Source organism: Pseudomonas sp. 43A (assembly GCF_013363935.1).
Taxonomy (GTDB): domain Bacteria; phylum Pseudomonadota; class Gammaproteobacteria; order Pseudomonadales; family Pseudomonadaceae; genus Aquipseudomonas; species Aquipseudomonas crudilactis.
In genome coordinates this window covers 221,089-241,227 of sequence record NZ_CP054880.1, presented here as the reverse complement: position 1 = coordinate 241,227, position 20,139 = coordinate 221,089, and the positions used below count along the sequence as shown (strand labels likewise).

Here is a 20,139-nt window from a genome sequence, read left to right as displayed (position 1 = left end):
ACCTAGAAGTCCAGATTGGATACCGCGAGAGCATTGCTCTCGATGAAGTCACGGCGAGGTTCGACCGCATCACCCATCAGGGTGTTGAAGATCTGGTCTGCGCCAATGGCGTCTTCGATGGTGACTTTCAGCATGCGGCGCACGCTTGGGTCCATGGTGGTTTCCCACAGCTGATCAGGGTTCATTTCGCCCAGACCTTTGTATCGCTGGATAGTGTGGCGCTTGGTGCTTTCCGCCATCAGCCAGTCCAGTGCTTCCTTGAACTCGGTGACTGCTTTCTTGCGCTCGCCACGCTGGATGTACGCGCCTTCGTCGAGCAGGGTGCTCAACTGAGCGCCGAGGGTGACGACGGTTTTGTAGTCGTTGCTGCCGAAGAAGTCGCGGTTGAAGGTGACGTAGTTCGACAGGCCGTGGGAGATCAGTTCGACCTCTGGCAGCCAGACGCCACGTTCACGGTCTTCACGCAGACTGGCCTTGTAGACCAGACCGGACTTCTCGACGGTGCGCAGACGCGCTTCGTACTGGGCCAGCCACTCTTGCATTGCTGCGTGGTCGCCAAGCTTTTCCAGGCTCACGGCCGGCAGGTAGATGAAGTGCTCGGTCAGCTCCTGCGGGTACAGGCGCGACAGACGCTTGAGGGTCTTCATCACCATGCGGAAGTCGTTCACCAGACGCTCGAGTGCTTCACCGGAAATGCCCGGGGCTTCTTCGTTCAGGTGCAGGCTCGCATCTTCCAGGGCCGACTGCGTCATGTACTCTTCCATGGCGTCGTCGTCTTTGATGTATTGCTCTTGCTTGCCTTTCTTGACCTTGTACAACGGCGGCTGAGCGATGTAGATGTAGCCACGCTCGATCAGCTCCGGCAACTGACGGAAGAAGAAGGTCAGCAGCAGGGTACGGATGTGCGAACCGTCGACGTCAGCATCGGTCATGATGATGATGTTGTGATAACGCAGCTTGTCGATGTTGTACTCGTCGCGACCGATACCGCAGCCCAGTGCGGTGATCAAGGTGCCCACTTCCTGGGAAGAGATCATCTTGTCGAAACGCGCTTTCTCGACGTTAAGGATCTTGCCCTTCAACGGCAGGATCGCCTGGGTCTTGCGGTTACGCCCCTGCTTGGCAGAGCCGCCCGCGGAGTCACCTTCCACGAGGTACAGTTCGGACAGTGCCGGGTCTTTTTCCTGGCAGTCAGCGAGCTTGCCCGGCAGGCCGGCGATGTCCAGCGCGCCTTTGCGGCGGGTCATCTCACGGGCCTTGCGCGCCGCTTCACGGGCACGGGCGGCGTCGATCATCTTGCCGACGACCAGCTTGGCTTCGTTCGGGTTTTCCAGGAGGAAGTCGGAGAAGTACTTGCCCATTTCCTGTTCGACCGCAGTCTTCACTTCGGAAGAGACCAACTTGTCTTTGGTCTGCGAGCTGAACTTCGGATCCGGCACTTTCACCGAGATGATCGCGGTCAGACCTTCACGGGCATCGTCGCCGGTGGTGGCGACTTTGTGCTTCTTCGCCAGACCCTCCTGCTCGATGTAGTTGTTCAGGTTACGCGTCAGTGCCGAACGGAAACCCACCAGGTGAGTACCGCCGTCGCGCTGCGGAATGTTGTTGGTGAAGCACAACAGGTTCTCGTTGAAGCTGTCGTTCCACTGCAGGGCGATTTCCACGCCGATGCCATCTTCACGCTGGATGTTGAAGTGGAACACCTGGTTGACCGCAGTCTTGTTGGTGTTCAGGTATTCAACGAACGCACGCAGGCCGCCTTCGTACTTGAACAGCTCTTCCTTGCCGCTGCGTTCGTCCTTGAGGACGATGCCGACACCGGAGTTGAGGAAGGACAGTTCACGAATACGTTTGGCGAGGATGTCCCAGCTGAAGTGAATATTCTTGAAGGTGTCAGCCGATGGCTTGAAGTGAATCTGGGTGCCGGTGGTTTCGCTGTCGCCAACGATGGCCATCGGTGCCTGAGGCACGCCGTGGACGTAGGTCTGTTCCCAGATCTTGCCGCTGCGGCGTACGGTCAGTACCAGCTCTTCAGACAGTGCGTTCACTACCGACACACCTACACCGTGCAGACCGCCGGATACTTTGTAGGAGTTGTCGTCGAACTTACCGCCAGCGTGGAGGACGGTCATGATGACCTCGGCGGCGGAAACGCCTTCCTCTTTATGTACGTCTACCGGGATGCCACGGCCGTTGTCTTTAACGGTGATGGACTCATCCGGGTGGATGATGATGCTGATGTCGTCGCAGTGGCCGGCGAGGGCTTCGTCGATCGAGTTGTCGACCACCTCGAACACCATGTGGTGCAGACCGCTGCCATCGTCGGTGTCACCAATGTACATACCGGGACGTTTGCGTACGGCATCCAGGCCTTTCAGCACTTTAATGCTCGTTGAGTCGTACGTATTTTCTTCGCTCAATGCCTTCACTCCCGATGGTCGTGGGTCTGGGTGATACGGCCCTGTTCCACGTGGAACAAAGCGACTGGCGTTTCCGTCTGCCAGCCTTCCCTCAATAATTCGTGATCTACACAGGTGATGAACACCTGGCAGCGTAAGTCTTCCAGCAAGCGGCACAGCGCGCGACGGTGGCTTTCGTCCAGCTCGGACGGCAAGTCATCCACAAGATAAATACACTGCCCGCGGCGGGCCTGGCTGACCAGATGCCCTTGGGCAATCCGCAACGCACAGACCACCAACTTCTGCTGACCCCGGGACAAAATGTCCGCGGCGTTGTGTGCGCCCAATCTAAGACGCAAATCAGCCCGTTGCGGTCCGGCCTGGGTATGACCCATTTGCTGGTCCCGTTGCACGGAACCGGCCAGTACAGCGCTCAATTCCCGGTCTTTGTCCCAGCCTCGGTAATAGCTGAGCGTCAAACCTTCGAGCTCAACCAGTTCGCTCAAGGTTTGTTCAAAGACTGGTTTCAAGGCTTTGATGTACGCGCGGCGGTATTCATCGATTTCAGCGCTGGCCTGGCACAGTTCCCTGTCCCAAACCGCTTGCGAAACGGCGTCAAGTGTACCATGCCGCAGCCATGAGTTTCTCTGGCGCAAGGCCTTCTGCAAACGCTGCCAAGTGGCCATAAAACGCGGTTCGACGTGGAACACGCCCCAGTCGAGAAACTGCCGGCGAATCTTCGGTGCACCTTCGAGCAGGCGGAAGCTGTCGGGGTTGATCAACTGCAGTGGCAGGATCTCCGCAAGCTGTGCTGCGCTGCGGGCGTTCTGACCGTCGATGCGGATCTGAAACTCACCCTGACGATCGCGCGAGATGCCCAAAGCGCTATGACCACCCTCGGCCAATTCGACCTGACCGAACACGGTACAGGCGAGCTGTTCGTACTGGATGACCGGCAACAGACGCGTGCTACGAAACGAACGGGCAAGCCCCAGCAGATGAATGGCTTCCAGAACACTGGTTTTGCCGCTGCCGTTGGCGCCGTAAAGAATGTTGATGCGGGGGGAGGGGGAGAAGGTCACCGGGTGCAAATTGCGCACCGCGGTGACCGAAACACGACTTAAGGACATCCAGGGTCAGCTGATTACAGACGCATCGGCATGACAACGTAAGCCGAATCGTCGTTGTCGGACTCTTGCACCAGCGCACTGCTGTTGGAGTCGGACAGGATCAGACGAACCTGCTCGGTGGTCATCACGCCCAGCACATCGAGCAAGTAGCTGACGTTGAAGCCGATTTCCAGCGAGCCGCCGTTGTATTCAACGCCCACTTCTTCTTCCGCTTCTTCCTGCTCCGGGTTGTTGGCCTGGATCTTCAACTGACCGCTGGCCAGTTGCAGACGGATACCGCGGTACTTCTCGTTGGACAGAATCGCGGTACGGCTGAACGCTTCACGCAGCGCCTGGCGATCGCCCAATACCAGCTTGTCGCCGCCCTTCGGCAGAACACGCTCGTAGTCCGGGAATTTGCCGTCGACCAGTTTCGAGGTGAAGGTGAATTCGCCGGTGGTCGCGCGGATGTGGTGCTGACCCAGGACGATGCTGACATTGCCGTCCGGCTCGGTGAGCAGACGCGCCAGTTCCAGAATACCCTTGCGTGGCACGATCACCTGATGGCGATCCGGCTGGCCGATATCGGCTTTCATCGAGCACATGGCCAGACGGTGACCGTCGGTGGCCACCGCGCGGATGATGCCTTCGGACACTTCCAGCAGCATGCCGTTGAGGTAATAACGCACGTCCTGCTGGGCCATGGCGAAGCTGGTGCGTTCGATCAAACGACGCAGTTTGCTCTGCTCGAGACTGCAAGTCAGCGAGCCCGGACCTTCTTCGACGGTCGGGAAATCGTTGGCTGGCAAAGTCGACAGAGTGAAACGGCTACGGCCAGCCTTCACGACCAGCTTCTGCTCGTCGACCTTGATGTCGATCAGCGCGTCGTTGGGCAGGCTTTTGCAGATGTCCATCAGCTTGCGCGCAGGCACGGTGATGGAACCTGTTTCAGCCGGCTCCTCGAGTTGCACACGACCGACCAGTTCGACTTCCAGGTCGGTACCGGTCAGCGACAGTTGCTGGCCTTCGACTACCAACAGCACGTTGGACAGTACCGGCAAGGTCTGTCGACGCTCGACGACGCCTGCGACCAGTTGCAGGGGTTTCAACAGGGCTTCGCGTTGAATGGTGAAATGCATGGTCTAGTCCCTTGCCTTAATAAGCTGCGCTGGTGTTCATCAAGTGGTCAGTGTACGCAGCAGGTTCTTGTAGTCCTCGCGGATGTCCGCGTCGGATTCCTTAAGTTCGTTGATCTTGCGGCAGGCGTGCAATACGGTCGTGTGGTCGCGGCCGCCAAACACATCGCCGATTTCCGGCAGGCTGTGGTTGGTCAGTTCCTTGGACAAGGCCATGGCCACCTGACGCGGACGTGCAACCGAGCGCGAACGGCGCTTGGACAGCAGATCCGAGATCTTGATCTTGTAGTACTCGGCGACGGTGCGCTGAATGTTATCCACAGAGACCAGTTTGTCCTGCAGCGCCAACAGGTCTTTCAGGGATTCGCGAATCAGCTCGATGGTGATGTCGCGGCCCATGAAGTGCGAGTGGGCGATCACGCGTTTCAGCGCGCCTTCCAGCTCACGGACGTTGGAACGAATACGCTGGGCGATGAAGAACGCGGCGTCGTGCGGCAAGTCGACTTTGGCTTGGTCAGCCTTTTTCATCAAGATCGCCACGCGGGTTTCCAGTTCCGGCGGCTCGACGGCAACCGTCAGGCCCCAGCCGAAGCGGGATTTGAGGCGCTCTTCAAGGCCTTCGATTTCTTTCGGGTAGCGGTCACTGGTGAGAATAACCTGCTGGCCACCTTCAAGCAGAGCGTTGAAGGTGTGGAAAAACTCTTCCTGCGAACGCTCTTTGCGGGCGAAGAACTGAATGTCGTCGATCAGCAAGGCGTCCACCGAACGGTAGAAACGCTTGAACTCGTTGATCGCGTTCAGTTGCAGCGCCTTGACCATGTCAGCGACGAAACGCTCGGAATGCAGGTACACGACCTTGGCATTCGGGTTCTTCTTTAATAGATGGTTACCCACCGCGTGCATCAAGTGGGTTTTACCCAGGCCGACGCCACCATAAAGGAACAGTGGGTTGTAGCCGTGCTTGGGGTTATCCGCCACCTGCCAGGCCGCCGCGCGGGCGAGCTGGTTGGATTTACCTTCGACGAAGTTTTCGAAGGTGAAGGTGCGGTTCAGGTAACTGGTGTGCTTGAGCGCACCTTCGACCTGCACGGTGCGCTGTTCGGCGCGGACCGGAGCTTGTTGCGACGCAGCACCGGACATCGGATCGAAACTGTCGCGAGACGGTTCATCGCTGACTTCGGCGCTTTTCTGCGTCGAACGCTTGGCTGCCGGCGCTGACGTCTGGATGGGGGCCGGCGTACTCACAGGCGTGGCATTTGCCTGGGCCTGCTGGGAAACCTGCGCGGCTGCAAGCGGCGCATTCGGTGCGGCACGCGGAGCGGAACTGCGTTTGCTGCCTATTAACAAGGAAAGCGCAGGCGCCATGCCGTTGCCATGCTCATCCAGCAGTTCAAGGACGCGGCCCAGGTACTTTTCGTTGACCCAGTCCAGCACAAAACGGTTCGGTGCGTAGACGCGCAACTCGTCGCCTTCGGCTTCGACCTGTAGTGGACGGATCCAGGTGTTGAATTGTTGGGCAGGCAGCTCCTCGCGCAAAAGCTCCACGCACTGCTGCCAAAGTTCCACTGACACGGATATCCCCTAAGTTGAAAGCCGGTGAGGCAAAAACAAGCGGCCATTGTAGCGGCGAGCCGTCCACTTATCCACATGCAGGTTGCCCGGTGACCATGATTTATCAATGCGTTAAATCGGAAAAAGGCGACCAACGGTGTGTGAATAAGCTCTGTGGATAACCGCCTCTAAGGGCACTGGACAACTGGGGGTTGAACTCGGTGGATAACCTGCCTGTGGATAACAGCCCATTCCACGCACAGGTTATCCGACAGCGCAGCACAGGCTGAACACGGTTTTCCACTGTAGTTGTCATTCTCTGTACATCAGGTAAAACATGGGCTGATGCCACTTATCCACAGAAGAAGTCGTGCCTAGCTTTTATAAGCTTTACAGAAAAGCTTTAAATAATTCCCTTCTTTATTTTTATGTATGGCGAGCAGGTGATCAGGCAAAGAACACCTTGAGATCTATTTATAAGGAAACGTTGGTTGGAAATTGACCTGAAGGCTTGCTTTCTCTAGAATCCCCGGTCTCTTAAAACGGGGGCCATTCCGGCCCGTTGTGGACGAACCAGGTAACACGACATGAAACGTACTTTCCAACCAAGCACTATCAAACGCGCCCGTACCCACGGTTTCCGTGCTCGCATGGCTACCAAGAACGGCCGTGCTGTCCTGTCGCGTCGCCGCGCCAAAGGTCGTGCGCGTCTGGCAGTTTGATAATCCGGTACTGGAGGTGAGTCAGGACTTCAGTCGGGAAAAGCGTCTGCTTACCCCCCGGCATTTCAAGGCAGTCTTTGACTCCCCTACCGGCAAGGTTCCGGGGAAAAATCTCCTGCTCCTTGCACGCAACAACGATCTTGATCACCCCCGTCTCGGGCTGGTTATCGGGAAAAAGAGCGTAAAGCTCTCCGTTGAGCGCAATCGCCTCAAACGTTTGATGCGCGAATCGTTCCGTCTGCACCAGGATTCACTGGTCGGCTGGGATATCGTTATCGTCGCGCGCAAAGGTCTGGGCGATGTAGAAAACCCCGAATTGATTCAGCATTTCGGCAAGCTCTGGAAGCGTCTGGCACGCAGCAAGCCAGTTCCAGAAGTCAAAACCGAAACTGTAGGGGTAGACAGTACCGATGCGTAAACTGGCCCTCGTTCCGATCCAGTTTTATCGCTATGCCATTAGTCCTTTGATGGCCAGCCACTGTCGTTTCTACCCCAGTTGTTCCTGCTACGCGTATGAAGCCATTGAAAATCATGGCCTTCTGCGCGGTGGCTGGCTGACCTTTCGTCGTTTAGGTCGCTGTCATCCGTGGAATCCCGGTGGTTATGACCCGGTTCCACCTATCCCTACCTCCCGTTCTTCTTCGATGGCCGAGTAATCATGGATATCAAACGCACGATCCTGATCGTCGCCCTGGCAATCGTGGCCTACGTTATGGTCCTTAAATGGAACCAGGACTACGGTCAGGCTGCCCTGCCGACTCAGAATGTTGCTTCCAGTACGACTACATCCGGTTTGCCGGACACCGCCACTGGCAATAATGCTGCCGCCAGTGACGATATTCCGCGCGCCGCTAGCGATACCAGCGCACCTGCCGAAACACCGGTAGCCGCCAGCAAGGATCTGATCCAGATCAAAACCGACGTGCTCGATCTCGCGATCGATCCACAGGGTGGCGATGTTGCTCAACTGACCTTGCCTTTGTATCCACGTCGTCAGGATCGTCCTGATGTTCCGTTCCAGCTGTTCGATAACGGCGGCGAACGTGTTTATCTGGCACAAAGCGGTCTGATCGGCACCAACGGTCCGGATGCAAATCCTGCCGGTCGTCCGGTTTACTCCTCGGAGAAGAAGACTTATCAACTGGCTGACGGTCAGGACCAACTGGTCGTAGACCTGAAGTTCAGCAAGGACGGCGTCAATTACATCAAGCGTTTCACCTTGAAACGCGGCCTGTATGACGTAGCCGTTTCCTACATTGTGGATAACCAGAGCGCTCAGCCCTGGAACGGCGCAATGTTTGCTCAGTTGAAGCGTGATAACAGCGCTGACCCTTCGTCCACCACTGCTACTGGCACCGCGACTTACCTGGGCGCCGCCCTGTGGACAAGTTCGGAGCCGTACAAAAAAGTGTCCATGAAGGACATGGACAAGGCGCAGCTGAAAGAAACCGTCACCGGTGGTTGGGTAGCCTGGCTGCAACACTACTTCGTGACCGCGTGGATTCCGGCGAAGGGCGAAAACAACGTCGTTCAGACCCGTAAAGACAGCAAAGGCAACTACATCATCGGTTACACCGGTCCTACATTGACCGCTGCACCAGGTGCCAAAGTTGAAACCAGCGCTGTGCTGTACGCCGGTCCGAAAAGCCAGGCTGTGCTGAAAGAGTTGTCCCCAGGTCTGGAACTGACCGTCGACTACGGCATTCTGTGGTTCATTGCCCAGCCAATCTTCTGGCTGCTGCAACACATCCACGCGATCGTTGGTAACTGGGGCTGGTCGATCATCTTCCTGACCATGCTGATCAAGGGGATCTTCTTCCCTCTGTCGGCTGCCAGCTACAAATCGATGGCGCGCATGCGTGCCGTTGCGCCAAAACTGGCTGCTCTGAAAGAGCAACATGGCGATGACCGGCAGAAAATGTCGCAAGCCATGATGGAGCTGTACAAGAAAGAGAAGATCAACCCGTTGGGTGGCTGCTTGCCGATCCTCGTGCAGATGCCGGTTTTCCTTTCGCTGTACTGGGTTCTGCTGGAAAGCGTGGAAATGCGCCAGGCGCCGTTCATGCTGTGGATCACTGACCTGTCGATCAAGGATCCGTTCTTCATTCTGCCGATCATCATGGGCGCAACCATGTTCATCCAGCAGCAGCTGAACCCGACGCCTCCGGATCCGATGCAGGCGAAGGTCATGAAAATGATGCCAATCATCTTCACCTTCTTCTTCCTGTGGTTCCCGGCTGGTCTGGTGCTGTACTGGGTTGTGAACAACTGCCTGTCGATTGCACAACAGTGGTACATCACGCGTAAGATCGAAGCGGCGACGAAAAAAGCCGAGGCGTAACTTGCACTGTGGATAACACCACTCAAAACGCCCCCTAGTGGGGCGTTTTGCTATCTGCCACTTTTGTCTGGATTTCGGTTTATGAGCACACCTCGTGAAACCATCGCCGCTGTCGCCACCGCTCAAGGTCGCGGCGGTGTGGGCATCGTCCGTATTTCCGGGCCGTTGGCCAGCGTTGCGGCCAAAGCCATCAGCGGCCGCGAACTGAAACCGCGTTACGCCCATTACGGGCCGTTTTTCAGTGCCGACCAGCAAGTGCTCGATGAAGGTCTGGCTTTGTATTTCCCGGGGCCGAACTCGTTCACCGGCGAAGACGTTCTGGAATTGCAGGGCCACGGTGGCCCGATCGTTCTGGATATGTTGCTCAAGCGTTGCCTGGAATTGGGGTGTCGCTTGGCTCGGCCCGGTGAATTCAGCGAACGCGCCTTCCTCAATGACAAACTCGACCTGGCCCAGGCCGAGGCGATTGCCGATTTGATCGAAGCCAGTTCTGCACAGGCTGCACGTAATGCTCTGCGTTCCTTGCAGGGTGCGTTTTCCCAGCGTGTGCATAACTTGACCGAACAACTGATCGGGCTGCGTATCTACGTCGAAGCCGCCATCGACTTCCCGGAAGAGGAAATCGACTTCCTCGCCGATGGCCATGTGCTGAGCATGCTCGACAAAGTCCGTGATGAGTTATCCACAGTACTGCGTGAGGCCGGGCAGGGTGCCTTGCTCCGCGACGGCATGACTGTGGTGATTGCCGGGCGGCCGAATGCCGGTAAATCCAGCCTGCTGAATGCGTTGGCCGGTCGGGAAGCGGCGATCGTCACCGAGATTGCCGGCACCACGCGGGATATCCTGCGCGAACATATCCACATTGATGGCATGCCGCTGCACGTTGTCGACACCGCCGGTTTGCGCGATACCGATGATCATGTGGAAAAGATCGGCGTTGAACGCGCGTTGAAAGCCATTGGTGAAGCGGATCGAGTGTTGCTGGTAGTCGACGCGACCGCTCCGGAAGCACTGGATCCGTTTGCCCTGTGGCCGGAATTCCTCGAAACCCGGCCGGATCCGGCCAAAGTTACGCTGATCCGCAACAAGGCCGATCTAACGGGCGAAGCCATTGTTTTGGAAACCAGCGAAGACGGGCATGTGACGATCAGTCTCAGCGCCAAGTCGGCCGGTGAAGGTCTGGATCTGCTGCGCGATCATCTCAAGGCCTGCATGGGTTACGAGCAGACCTCGGAAAGCAGTTTCAGCGCACGTCGCCGGCATCTTGAAGCCTTGCGCCACGCCAGTGCAGCGTTGGAACACGGCCGCGCCCAGCTGACCTTGGCTGGCGCTGGGGAATTACTGGCCGAGGATTTGCGTCAGGCCCAGCATTCTCTCGGTGAAATCACCGGAGCATTCAGCTCTGATGATCTGTTGGGACGGATTTTTTCCAGCTTCTGTATCGGCAAATGAAAAAAGGGCTGTGGACAATTTATCCACAGCCCCTTTTTCGTTTTACCAGTTGTAGGAAACCGTGCCGAGCAGAGTGCGATCTTCACCCCAGTAGCAACGGCCAGCGTCGTTGCAACCCGACACATATTCCTTGTCGAACAGGTTCTTCGCATTCAGGTCGACGCTCCAGTGCGTATCGATCTGATAACCGATGGCCGCATCCACCAAGGTGACGTCGCCGGCATCCAGCTTCCCGTAGAGAGAAGGCGACGTGTAGGCGAAGGCACTGTCGAAGTAACGCACACCACCGCCGATGTACAGGCCTTTCAAGTCGCCATCAAGGAATCGATATTTCGCCCAGACCGAAGCCTGATTGCGCGGCACGCCGGTCATTTGATGGCCTTTGACCAATGACGTCGCGGCATCCTTGGTAATTCGCGCGTCGGTGTAGGTGTAAGCCGCCGTGAGATTGAGGTTCTGGGTCAGGTTGCTGTTCAGTTCCAGTTCCACACCCTTGGAACGGCTTTCGCCCACCTGGCGATAGCTCGACGTGGTGGCGTCGAAGTAGGTGTCGTCTTTTTTGCGCAGGTCGTACACCGATGCAGTGAAGGCAGTGTCCCAGCCGATTGGTTCGTACTTCAGGCCCACTTCATATTGGCTGCTGGTGATCGGGTCGAGCGGCGCGCCGGCATTGGAAATCTGCTGTACCGGTACGAACGAGGTTGAGTAGCTGACATACGGCGTCATGCCGTTGTCGAACTGGTACATCACGCCGCCCTGATAAGTGAATTTCTTGTCCTCGGAGCTGATGTTGCTCGACTGGGCGACCTTGTCGCGAAAATCGCTATCGACCCAGTCCTGACGGCCACCGAGCAGAAACAGCCAGTGGTCGTACTTGCTCTGGATCTGTGCATAAACCCCTTTCATCTGCTGCTCGAGCAAGGTGTTTTGCACCGCAATCGGCGTGGTTGGGTCGCGCAGGTACTCCGGGTTATACACATCGATCGGCCCGACAATGCCGGCATTCCAGTCCTGATTGAAGGAAGTGCGGTCATAGCTGGCGCCGAATAGCACGGTATTTTCCAGACCGCCGACCTGAAATTTGCCTTCCAGTTGGTTATCCAGCGAATACACCATCGATTTGTTGTAGCGATCGTAGGCGGTCATGTTCAGACGCGTGCCGAACCCGGCGTTGTTGAGGTTGCCTGGCCAGGTTTCGTGACGGGTGATGCGCGATTGCATGTAGCGCGAGTTCTGGCGGAACTGCCAGTCGTCGTTGAATGAGTGGCTGAATTCGTAACCGGTGCTCCAGGTTTCTCGTTCGAAAGTGTTCCAGTCCGGGTCGCCGAGCAGGGTGCCTTTGGATAACTTGCCGTTGGGGTTGGTCAGCAATGTCCCGGCGGCCGGTAGGCCAAGTTCCATGTTGGTGTGATCCTTCTGGTAGTTGGCCAGCAGGGTCAAGGTGTTGAAATCGTCAAAATTCAGGGTCAGCGATGGCGCGATGTAGATTCGGTCATCCGGTACGTGGTCGGTCTGGGTGTCGGACTTGCGGCCAAGCATCACCACGCGCCCGAGAACATTGCCGCTGTCATTGAGCGGGCCGGAGACATCGACGCCGATCTGCCGGCGATTGTTCGAGCCATAACCCAATTGCACTTCGCCTTGCGGTGCAGCGGTCGGGCGTTTGCTCACCAGATTAACCAGACCGCCGGGGGCGTTTTCCCCGTAAAGAAGCGAAGACGGGCCGCGGAAAACCTCTACCCGTTCAAGTCCATAAGGCTCAGTGCTGGTGTCATAGCGGTTGCCTTGTACGCGTAGTCCATCGCGCAACAGACCGTAGCCATAATCGGTGGCGTTGAAACCGCGAATGTAGAACAGGTCTCCTGCCAGACTGTCGCCGGCGGCGAACGGTGGGGCAAAGATCCCCGGCACGTAGCCGAGTACCTCGGTGAGTGTCTGAGATTTCTGATCCTTCATGCGTTGGGCGGTAACGACGGACACTGAGCGTGGCGTTTCCGACAACGGCGTACTGGTTTTCGTACCGATTCGACTGTTCTGCGCCTTGTATCCGACGTCGGCGGCGTAATCCAGATTCATCGGATTGGCCAACTGACCGTTGATGTTGGTCGGAGCGAGCTCCAGCGAATCACCGTTCGGCAGCGCCTGCAGAATATAACTGCCCGGCGCCTGCGGTACGGCTTGCAAACCCGAGCCTTGCAGCAGTTGGGCGAATCCCTGGTCGACAGTGAAGCTGCCGTTCAACCCGGCGCTACGCAAGCGGCTGGTCTGTTGCGGCGAGAACGACAGAATCACGTTGGCGGCCGAGGCGAACTGGCTCAGCGCATTATCCAGCGGGCCGGCGGCGATGGCGTAACGCTGGGCTACCGATGCAGCGACGGCGTTATGGCTAATCACCAGGCAGGACGCGGCGCTGGTCATCAGTAAGCTATAGGCAATGCAGTGGTAGGAAAAACGCTGACGAAACGTGGGAAGACGCATGTGTGGATAAGCCCTGAAGGTGGCAAAGAGCCGCGTTTATCGCGATTACCTGTAGGGCCGGGTCAGGGCAAAAAAAGATAACCCTGTTGTCGATTTATTTTCTCCAGGCGAAATTTCGATCAAGTGTTGTGGCTGATCGAGACCCAGTATCGAGTGAAATAGCGCACGTTGATCGGCAGCGAAGCCTGAAGATTGGCCAGGACAGCGTCGGTTGAATTGAGGCGGAATGTCCCGGATATCCGCAGCTCCCGGGCACGCGTGTCGCAATGTAAAACGCCGCTCCGATAGCGGCCCAATTCTTCAATAACATCGCCCAAGCGCGCATTGAGGACGATCAATTGGCCGTTGATCCACGCCACTTCAGAGGATTTGAAGGGATGAACGGGCCCGATGTGCTGCCGATCAAAATCGGCGCCTTCGCCTGCCTGCAGAATTCTTGCGGCCGTTGATGCATCAGCGGGCTGAACACTGACCCGGTCTTCCAGCACTCCAACTCGGGTAGAGCCCGACAGCTGGTGAACGGAGAAACGGGTACCGAGTGCTTGAATCCGGCCATCCCCGGTTTCGACGAAAAAGGGCCGTTGATCGCCAAGCTTGCCGGTTTGAATGAGGATTTCACCCGAGCGCAAACGAATCAGTCGATGTGCCGCATCAAAAGACACATCAATTGCGGTGTCAGTGTTGAGTTGTATCTGGCTGCCGTCGGCCAACGCGATGTTGCGGCGCTGGCCAACCCCGGTTTTATAGTCGGCCCAGACATTCCCCAGGGATGTGTGTTGCTGAACATTCCAGCCGACGAACCCCGTCCCCGCTGCGAGCAGCAACAATTTCAGCACTTGGCGACGTTGCTGACCCGTATTCAGCGCACGACGTTTCAGATCCTGCGGCAGCGTACCGAGGTGGCGCTGCAATTGTTCCATCTGATTCCACGCCGCCAGATGCGCCGGGTCACTATCTATCCACAGCTGCCAAGCCTTTTGTTCGGTGAGTGTTGGCGGCTCCGCCTGAAACTGCACGTACCAACTGGCGGCCGCTTCAAAAATCTGGCGATTGGGGGCGATAGCCATCAACTTTGCGCCATGATCAGGGCACATTCCGTCAGGGCGCGGATCATGTGCTTCTTCACCGTGGTCAATGACACCTTCAATTGCAGTGCGATCTGTTGATAAGTCAGGCCATCGATCTGGGAGAGCGTGAAGATCTGTTGGCTTCTGGCGCCGAGCCCGGCCAAGGCTTTATCCACAGCGACCAGGGTTTCGATGATCAGCGCCTTGTCTTCCTCGCTGATGACAGTGGCTTGCGGACGAGCCGCGAGGATCTGCAAATACGCGGCTTCGATAGCCTGTCTTCTATAACGGTCAATCACCAGACCGCGTGCAATGGTCGCCAGATAATCACGTGGATCACGAATCTGTGCAGCATTACGCGCCGCCAGAATCCGCACAAACGTGTCATGCGCCACATCCGCCGCATCGCAAGCGTCATGTAATTTTCCCTTGAGCCACCCGTATAGCCACGAATGGTGTTGCTCGTAGATTCGCTCGATCGCAGCAGTGTGGGCGGGTAGGGACATGGGGAAAACTGACGAGTTAATGATAATGCCTATTATTAGCCCCTGTTACGTTCTCTCACAATAGCCCTCGCACTTCCCTCCATCCGCTTCTTTGTCCCCAGCGAACCCTTCGTGGCGTTTTTTTGCGTCCGGAAAAGCCGTTTTATCGATTTTCTGTGGATTAAGCCCTGTGAATAACTGCCACTAAGGGCAGTTGATAACAGGGCCTGAAAACTGGATATAACCCCGCCTGTGGATAACCACCCCTTTCATCCACAGGCTTACAGCGGTTATCCAAGGGCCTCATTGGCACATGGGCACAGGGTTTTGAAACTCTGTACATATTGAATATAAAGGCTTGTAGCAATCTATCCACAGAAACGTGCTTCAGTAGAAATAAACATAAAAACAAAGGTTTTATAAATTTCTCTCTTTTTTATTCTTTTAACCTCGAGTTCTCCACAGCTGGTTAAATTTTGTGCAAAGGGTTCTTTAGGAAGGGCGAAGTCCCTATACTTGCCGACCAGGTCCAAAAACCTGATCTCAAACTATTCCTGAATTACCTACTTAAGCAGGCACGAGGTGCGTGGTGGATTTCCCTTCCCGTTTTGAAGTGATCGTCATCGGCGGCGGTCATGCCGGTACCGAGGCAGCACTGGCCTCAGCACGTATGGGGGCAAAAACCCTGTTGCTGACGCATAACGTGGAAACCCTCGGTGCCATGAGTTGCAACCCGGCCATCGGTGGCATTGGCAAAAGCCATTTGGTCAAGGAAATCGATGCCCTCGGCGGGGCGATGGCCACAGCTACCGATTTGGGCGGCATCCAGTTTCGCGTGTTGAACAGCCGCAAAGGCCCAGCCGTACGGGCGACCCGTGCGCAAGCTGACCGGATTCTGTACAAGGCAGCTGTCCGCGAAATCCTGGAGAACCAGCCGAACCTGTGGATATTTCAACAAGCTGCTGATGACCTGATCGTCGAGCAGGAACAAGTCCGTGGTGTTGTCACGCAAATGGGTCTGCGTTTCTTCGCCGATTCCGTGGTGTTGACCACCGGTACGTTCCTCGGCGGACTTATCCACATCGGTTTGCAGAATTTTTCCGGCGGCCGCGCCGGTGATCCGCCATCGATTGCACTGGCTCACCGTCTGCGTGAACTGCCACTGCGTGTCGGTCGCCTGAAAACCGGGACACCGCCGCGTATCGACGGCAAGTCTGTGGATTTCTCGGTGATGACCGAGCAACCAGGCGATACGCCGATCCCGGTGATGTCGTTCATGGGCAACAAGGAACAGCATCCACGCCAGGTCAGCTGCTGGATTACTCACACCAACGCCCGCACCCACGAAATCATTGCTGCGAACCTTGATCGTTCGCCGATGTATTCCGCTGCCGGTGAAATCGAAGGCATCGGCCCGCGCTATTGCCCGTCGATCGAAGACAAGATCCACCGCTTTGCCGACAAGGAAAGCCATCAGGTGTTTATCGAACCGGAAGGTTTGACCACCCATGAGCTGTACCCGAACGGGATATCCACAAGCTTGCCGTTCGACGTGCAATTGCAGATCGTGCAATCGATCCGCGGCATGGAAAACGCGCACATCGTGCGTCCGGGCTATGCCATCGAGTACGACTACTTCGATCCGCGTGATCTGAAGTACAGCCTGGAAACCAAAGTCATCGGCGGTCTGTTCTTTGCCGGACAAATCAACGGTACCACCGGTTACGAAGAAGCCGGCGCCCAAGGTTTGCTCGCCGGCGCCAATGCTGCACTGCGCGCCAAGGGCAAAGAAGCCTGGTGCCCGCGTCGCGATGAAGCGTACATCGGCGTGTTGGTCGACGACCTGATCACCCTCGGCACCCAAGAGCCGTACCGCATGTTCACTTCCCGTGCCGAGTACCGCCTGATTCTGCGCGAGGACAACGCCGACCTGCGTCTGACCGAAAAAGGTCGCGAGCTCGGTCTGGTCGATGACGCGCGTTGGGCGGCCTTCTGCAAGAAACGCGAAAGCATCGAGCTGGAAGAGCAGCGTCTGAAAAGCACTTGGGTTCGCCCGAATACGCAGCAGGGCGATGCGATTGCCGAGAAGTTCGGTACGCCGTTGACCCACGAATACAACTTGCTCAACCTCTTGAGCCGTCCGGAAATCGACTACGCTGGTCTGGTCGAAGTGACCGGCAATGGCGCCGAAGATCCACAGGTCGCCGAGCAGGTTGAAATCAAAACCAAATACGCCGGTTACATTGATCGTCAACAGGACGAAATTGCCCGTCTGCGCGCCAGTGAAGACACGAAGTTGCCTGTGGATATCGATTACACCAACATTTCCGGTCTCTCCAAGGAGATACAGAGCAAGCTCGGCGCGACTCGACCAGAGACGCTGGGCCAGGCTTCGCGGATCCCGGGTGTGACCCCGGCAGCGATTTCGCTATTGATGATTCACTTGAAAAAACGCGGCGCGGGCCGTCAGTTGGAGCAAAGCGCTTGAGTTCTAAGGTCACTTCGCAACACGCCGAAGAGTTATCCACAGGAGCCCGCGAGCTCGGTGTCAATCTCACTGAAACCCAGCACGAACTGCTGCTGGGTTATCTGGCCCTGTTGATCAAATGGAACCAGGCCTACAACCTGACCGCTGTGCGCGATCCGGACGAAATGGTTTCGCGACACTTGCTCGATAGTCTGAGCGTGATGTCGTTCATCGAAAACGGTCGCTGGCTCGACGTCGGCAGTGGCGGCGGCATGCCGGGGATCCCGTTGGCGATTCTGTATCCGGATTCGCAAGTGACCTGTCTGGACAGCAACGGCAAGAAAACCCGCTTCCTGACCCAGGTCAAACTCGAACTCAAACTGGATAACCTGCAAGTTATCCACAGTCGTGTCGAAGCCTTCCAGCCTGCGCAACCGTTCAACGGGATCATTTCCCGGGCGTTCAGCAGTATGGAGAACTTCACCAACTGGACTCGCCACTTGGGCGATGCAGATACACGCTGGCTGGCAATGAAGGGCGTTCATCCGGCCGATGAGCTGGTAGCATTGCCGGCAGACTTCAAACTCGATAGCGAACACGCCCTGGCCGTACCCGGTTGCCAAGGCCAACGCCATCTGCTGATACTGCGCCGCACGGCATGATTGGGAACACAAGCAAGAATGGCTAAGGTATTCGCGATAGCGAACCAAAAGGGTGGTGTGGGCAAGACCACCACCTGCATCAACCTCGCAGCATCCCTGGTCGCAACCAAGCGCCGGGTGCTGTTGATCGATCTCGATCCACAGGGCAACGCCACCATGGGTAGCGGTGTGGATAAACACGGCCTGGAAAATTCGGTCTACGACCTGCTGATCGGCGAATGCGATCTGGCCCAGGCCATGCACTATTCCGAGCACGGCGGTTACCAACTGCTGCCGGCCAACCGCGATTTGACGGCGGCCGAAGTGGTGCTGCTGGAAATGCAGATGAAGGAAAGCCGTCTGCGCAGCGCGCTGGCGCCGATCCGTGAAAACTACGATTACATTCTGATCGACTGCCCGCCGTCGCTGTCGATGCTCACGCTGAACGCACTGGTCGCCGCTGACGGGGTGATTATCCCCATGCAGTGCGAGTACTTCGCGCTCGAAGGCTTGAGCGACCTTGTGGATAACATCAAGCGCATCGCTGAATTGCTCAATCCGAACCTGAAAGTCGAAGGCCTGCTGCGAACCATGTATGACCCGCGCCTGAGCCTGATGAACGACGTTTCGGCGCAGCTCAAGGAACACTTCGGCGAGCAGCTCTACGACACGGTGATCCCGCGCAACATCCGTCTGGCCGAAGCGCCGAGCTACGGCATGCCGGCGCTGGCCTACGACAAACAATCGCGTGGCGCCCTGGCTTATCTGGCCCTGGCCGGCGAGATGGTTCGTCGTCAGCGCAAAAATTCACGCATCGCCGCCGCTCAGGCAACTTAAGGAATTCCCATGGCCGTCAAGAAACGAGGTCTCGGACGTGGACTGGATGCACTGCTGAGTGGTCCGACCGTCAGCGCGCTGGAAGAACAAGCCGCGCAAGCTGACACCCGTGAGTTGCAACACCTGCCGCTGGATCTGCTGCAGCGCGGTAAATACCAGCCGCGCCGGGACATGGATCCGCAGGCGCTGGAAGAACTGGCAGCGTCGATCAAGGCGCAAGGGGTGATGCAGCCGATCGTGGTGCGCCCGATTGGCGGTGGCCGCTTTGAGATCATCGCCGGTGAACGCCGCTGGCGCGCGAGCCAGCAAGCCGGGCAGGAAACCATCCCGGCGATGGTCCGCGATGTACCGGATGAAACCGCAATTGCCATTGCGCTGATCGAGAACATCCAGCGTGAAGATCTCAACCCGATCGAAGAGGCGGTGGCCCTGCAGCGTTTGCAGCAGGAATTCCAGCTCACTCAGCAACAAGTTGCCGAGGCTGTGGGTAAGTCCCGCGTCACTGTGGCTAACCTGTTGCGGCTTATTGCGCTGCCGGAAGTCATCAAGACCATGCTGTCCCATGGCGACCTGGAAATGGGCCATGCCCGTGCTTTGCTCGGTCTGCCGGACAATCAACAGGTGGAAGGGGCGCGACATGTTGTCGCACGCGGTCTCACCGTGCGCCAAACTGAGGCACTGGTTCGCCAGTGGTTGAGTGGTAAACCGGAGCCTGTGGAAGCCAGCAAACCCGACCCGGATATCGCCCGTCTCGAACAGCGTCTGGCCGAGCGCCTAGGCTCTGCGGTGCAGATTCGCCACGGCAAGAAGGGAAAAGGGCAGTTGGTGATCGGTTACAACTCCCTCGATGAGCTTCAAGGTGTGCTCGCACACATCCGCTGAAACATTTCCTCATGTAGCGCGCAGTCGGAAATCACTACCTGACAGTTGAATAGGGGCAGAACCGCCCCTATACTCTGCGCGCATTTTGTCGGCACAAATTATGCCAAGTTATTGAATTCTGGCAGCCGACCATTGGAGAGCAATAGTGATGGAAACCCGCAAGCCAAACCGCCTGCCGTTCCATCGCCTGGCAGTTTTTCCGGTGTTAATGGCTCAATTTGTCATTTTGCTGATTGCCGCTTTGGCGCTCTGGCAATGGCACGGAGTCGTTGCCGGATACTCGGGACTTTGCGGAGGCCTGATAGCCTTGCTGCCCAATGTTTATTTCGCTCACAAGGCATTTCGGTTTTCCGGCGCCCGAGCAGCCCAGTCCATCGTCCGGTCTTTTTATGCCGGCGAGGCAGGCAAACTGATTTTGACAGCAGTGCTTTTTGCGCTGGTGTTTGCAGGTGTGAAGCCACTGGCGCCGATAGCTGTATTCGGCGTGTTCGTGCTGACTCAGTCGGTCAGCTGGTTCGCTCCCCTGCTGATGAGAACAAGACTTTCGAGACCTTAGGGCGTTTGAGGCAACC

The 20,139-nt window shown here is 57.1% G+C and carries 17 protein-coding genes; 10 read left to right on the top strand and 7 right to left on the bottom strand.

Annotated features, from left to right (window positions below; translation table 11 throughout):
- Nucleotides 1–2 precede the first annotated feature (2 nt).
- From gyrB to dnaA, 4 genes are read right to left on the bottom strand one after another with little or no spacing between them, the layout of a single operon-like run.
- Entirely contained in the window at nt 3–2,420 is a 2,418-nt protein-coding gene (gene gyrB, locus HUW52_RS01080) for a DNA topoisomerase (ATP-hydrolyzing) subunit B (RefSeq protein WP_175552755.1), read from the bottom strand.
- A 5-nt stretch (nt 2,421–2,425) separates the two neighbouring features.
- A complete protein-coding gene (gene recF, locus HUW52_RS01075; RefSeq protein ID WP_003220208.1) occupies nt 2,426–3,529 on the bottom strand; it encodes a DNA replication/repair protein RecF in 1,104 nt (367 codons plus the stop codon).
- Nucleotides 3,530–3,543: 14 nt separating this feature from the next.
- Nucleotides 3,544–4,647: a DNA polymerase III subunit beta gene (gene dnaN, locus HUW52_RS01070; protein WP_007911887.1), complete on the bottom strand. Its 1,104-nt coding sequence runs from the start codon at nt 4,645–4,647 to the stop codon at nt 3,544–3,546.
- Between the two features lie 39 nt (nt 4,648–4,686).
- Nucleotides 4,687–6,216: a chromosomal replication initiator protein DnaA gene (dnaA, locus tag HUW52_RS01065; protein WP_016984073.1), complete on the bottom strand. Its 1,530-nt coding sequence runs from the start codon at nt 6,214–6,216 to the stop codon at nt 4,687–4,689.
- Between the two features lie 566 nt (nt 6,217–6,782).
- Here dnaA and rpmH point away from each other — a divergent pair.
- The 5 genes from rpmH to mnmE all read left to right on the top strand — a co-directional run bounded on the left by rpmH (nt 6,783) and on the right by mnmE (nt 10,710).
- Complete coding sequence (gene rpmH, locus HUW52_RS01060) at nt 6,783–6,917, top strand: 50S ribosomal protein L34 (protein ID WP_003213577.1); 135 nt, start codon at nt 6,783–6,785, stop codon at nt 6,915–6,917.
- A gap of 16 nt (nt 6,918–6,933) precedes the next feature.
- Entirely contained in the window at nt 6,934–7,335 is a 402-nt protein-coding gene (gene rnpA, locus HUW52_RS01055) for a ribonuclease P protein component (RefSeq protein WP_016984072.1), read from the top strand.
- Nucleotides 7,328–7,573 (top strand): membrane protein insertion efficiency factor YidD, encoded by a 246-nt coding sequence (yidD, locus tag HUW52_RS01050; protein WP_010465488.1) that lies wholly within the window; start codon nt 7,328–7,330, stop codon nt 7,571–7,573. The genes rnpA and yidD overlap by 8 nt, the downstream gene beginning before the upstream one ends.
- Nucleotides 7,574–7,575: 2 nt before the next feature.
- Nucleotides 7,576–9,258, top strand: a complete 1,683-nt coding sequence (yidC, locus tag HUW52_RS01045) for a membrane protein insertase YidC (protein ID WP_175552754.1) — start codon at nt 7,576–7,578, stop codon at nt 9,256–9,258.
- Nucleotides 9,259–9,339: 81 nt separating this feature from the next.
- Complete coding sequence (gene mnmE, locus HUW52_RS01040; RefSeq protein ID WP_175552753.1) at nt 9,340–10,710, top strand: tRNA uridine-5-carboxymethylaminomethyl(34) synthesis GTPase MnmE; 1,371 nt, start codon at nt 9,340–9,342, stop codon at nt 10,708–10,710.
- Between the two features lie 42 nt (nt 10,711–10,752).
- Here mnmE and HUW52_RS01035 read toward each other — a convergent pair whose 3' ends face one another.
- From HUW52_RS01035 to HUW52_RS01025, 3 genes are all read right to left on the bottom strand, one after another.
- Nucleotides 10,753–13,188, bottom strand: coding sequence for a TonB-dependent siderophore receptor (locus tag HUW52_RS01035; RefSeq protein ID WP_175552752.1), 2,436 nt, complete (start codon nt 13,186–13,188; stop codon nt 10,753–10,755).
- 119 nt (nt 13,189–13,307) lie between these two features.
- A complete protein-coding gene (locus HUW52_RS01030; RefSeq protein WP_175552751.1) occupies nt 13,308–14,255 on the bottom strand; it encodes a FecR domain-containing protein in 948 nt (315 codons plus the stop codon).
- On the bottom strand, nt 14,255–14,761 hold the full coding sequence (locus HUW52_RS01025; protein ID WP_175552750.1) for a sigma-70 family RNA polymerase sigma factor: 507 nt from the start codon (nt 14,759–14,761) through the stop codon (nt 14,255–14,257). The genes HUW52_RS01030 and HUW52_RS01025 overlap by 1 nt, the downstream gene beginning before the upstream one ends.
- Before the next feature lie 568 nt (nt 14,762–15,329).
- On the opposite strand from HUW52_RS01025, the gene mnmG reads away from it, so the two are divergent.
- The 5 genes from mnmG (at nt 15,330) to HUW52_RS01000 (ending at nt 20,123) form a co-directional block, all read left to right on the top strand.
- The gene (mnmG, locus tag HUW52_RS01020) at nt 15,330–17,228 is read left to right on the top strand and encodes a tRNA uridine-5-carboxymethylaminomethyl(34) synthesis enzyme MnmG (protein WP_016984066.1); all 1,899 of its coding nucleotides are present in this window, start codon (nt 15,330–15,332) and stop codon (nt 17,226–17,228) included.
- Nucleotides 17,225–17,869 (top strand): 16S rRNA (guanine(527)-N(7))-methyltransferase RsmG, encoded by a 645-nt coding sequence (gene rsmG, locus HUW52_RS01015; RefSeq protein ID WP_007911906.1) that lies wholly within the window; start codon nt 17,225–17,227, stop codon nt 17,867–17,869. Before mnmG ends, rsmG begins: the two co-directional genes overlap by 4 nt.
- A gap of 18 nt (nt 17,870–17,887) precedes the next feature.
- Nucleotides 17,888–18,685: a ParA family protein gene (locus HUW52_RS01010; RefSeq protein WP_007911909.1), complete on the top strand. Its 798-nt coding sequence runs from the start codon at nt 17,888–17,890 to the stop codon at nt 18,683–18,685.
- A gap of 9 nt (nt 18,686–18,694) precedes the next feature.
- Nucleotides 18,695–19,567 carry a ParB/RepB/Spo0J family partition protein gene (locus HUW52_RS01005; RefSeq protein ID WP_116028606.1) on the top strand — a complete coding sequence of 291 codons (873 nt, stop codon included), beginning with the start codon at nt 18,695–18,697 and terminating at the stop codon, nt 19,565–19,567.
- A gap of 148 nt (nt 19,568–19,715) precedes the next feature.
- Entirely contained in the window at nt 19,716–20,123 is a 408-nt protein-coding gene (locus HUW52_RS01000) for a F0F1 ATP synthase subunit I (protein ID WP_008084411.1), read from the top strand.
- Nucleotides 20,124–20,139 lie beyond the last annotated feature (16 nt).

Bases quoted from the DNA above. Each gene is read 5' to 3' on its own strand.
- dnaN (WP_007911887.1), bottom strand. From the start codon at position 4,647: ATGCATTTCACCATTCAACGCGAAGCCCTGTTGAAACCCCTGCAACTG.
- mnmE (WP_175552753.1), top strand. From the start codon at position 9,340: ATGAGCACACCTCGTGAAACCATCGCCGCTGTCGCCACCGCTCAAGGT.
- HUW52_RS01005 (WP_116028606.1), top strand. From the start codon at position 18,695: ATGGCCGTCAAGAAACGAGGTCTCGGACGTGGACTGGATGCACTGCTG.
- yidC (WP_175552754.1), top strand. From the start codon at position 7,576: ATGGATATCAAACGCACGATCCTGATCGTCGCCCTGGCAATCGTGGCC.
- HUW52_RS01010 (WP_007911909.1), top strand. From the start codon at position 17,888: ATGGCTAAGGTATTCGCGATAGCGAACCAAAAGGGTGGTGTGGGCAAG.
- rpmH (WP_003213577.1), top strand. From the start codon at position 6,783: ATGAAACGTACTTTCCAACCAAGCACTATCAAACGCGCCCGTACCCAC.
- yidD (WP_010465488.1), top strand. From the start codon at position 7,328: ATGCGTAAACTGGCCCTCGTTCCGATCCAGTTTTATCGCTATGCCATT.
- HUW52_RS01000 (WP_008084411.1), top strand. From the start codon at position 19,716: ATGGAAACCCGCAAGCCAAACCGCCTGCCGTTCCATCGCCTGGCAGTT.
- HUW52_RS01035 (WP_175552752.1), bottom strand. From the start codon at position 13,188: ATGCGTCTTCCCACGTTTCGTCAGCGTTTTTCCTACCACTGCATTGCC.
- HUW52_RS01030 (WP_175552751.1), bottom strand. From the start codon at position 14,255: ATGGCTATCGCCCCCAATCGCCAGATTTTTGAAGCGGCCGCCAGTTGG.
- recF (WP_003220208.1), bottom strand. From the start codon at position 3,529: ATGTCCTTAAGTCGTGTTTCGGTCACCGCGGTGCGCAATTTGCACCCG.
- HUW52_RS01025 (WP_175552750.1), bottom strand. From the start codon at position 14,761: ATGTCCCTACCCGCCCACACTGCTGCGATCGAGCGAATCTACGAGCAA.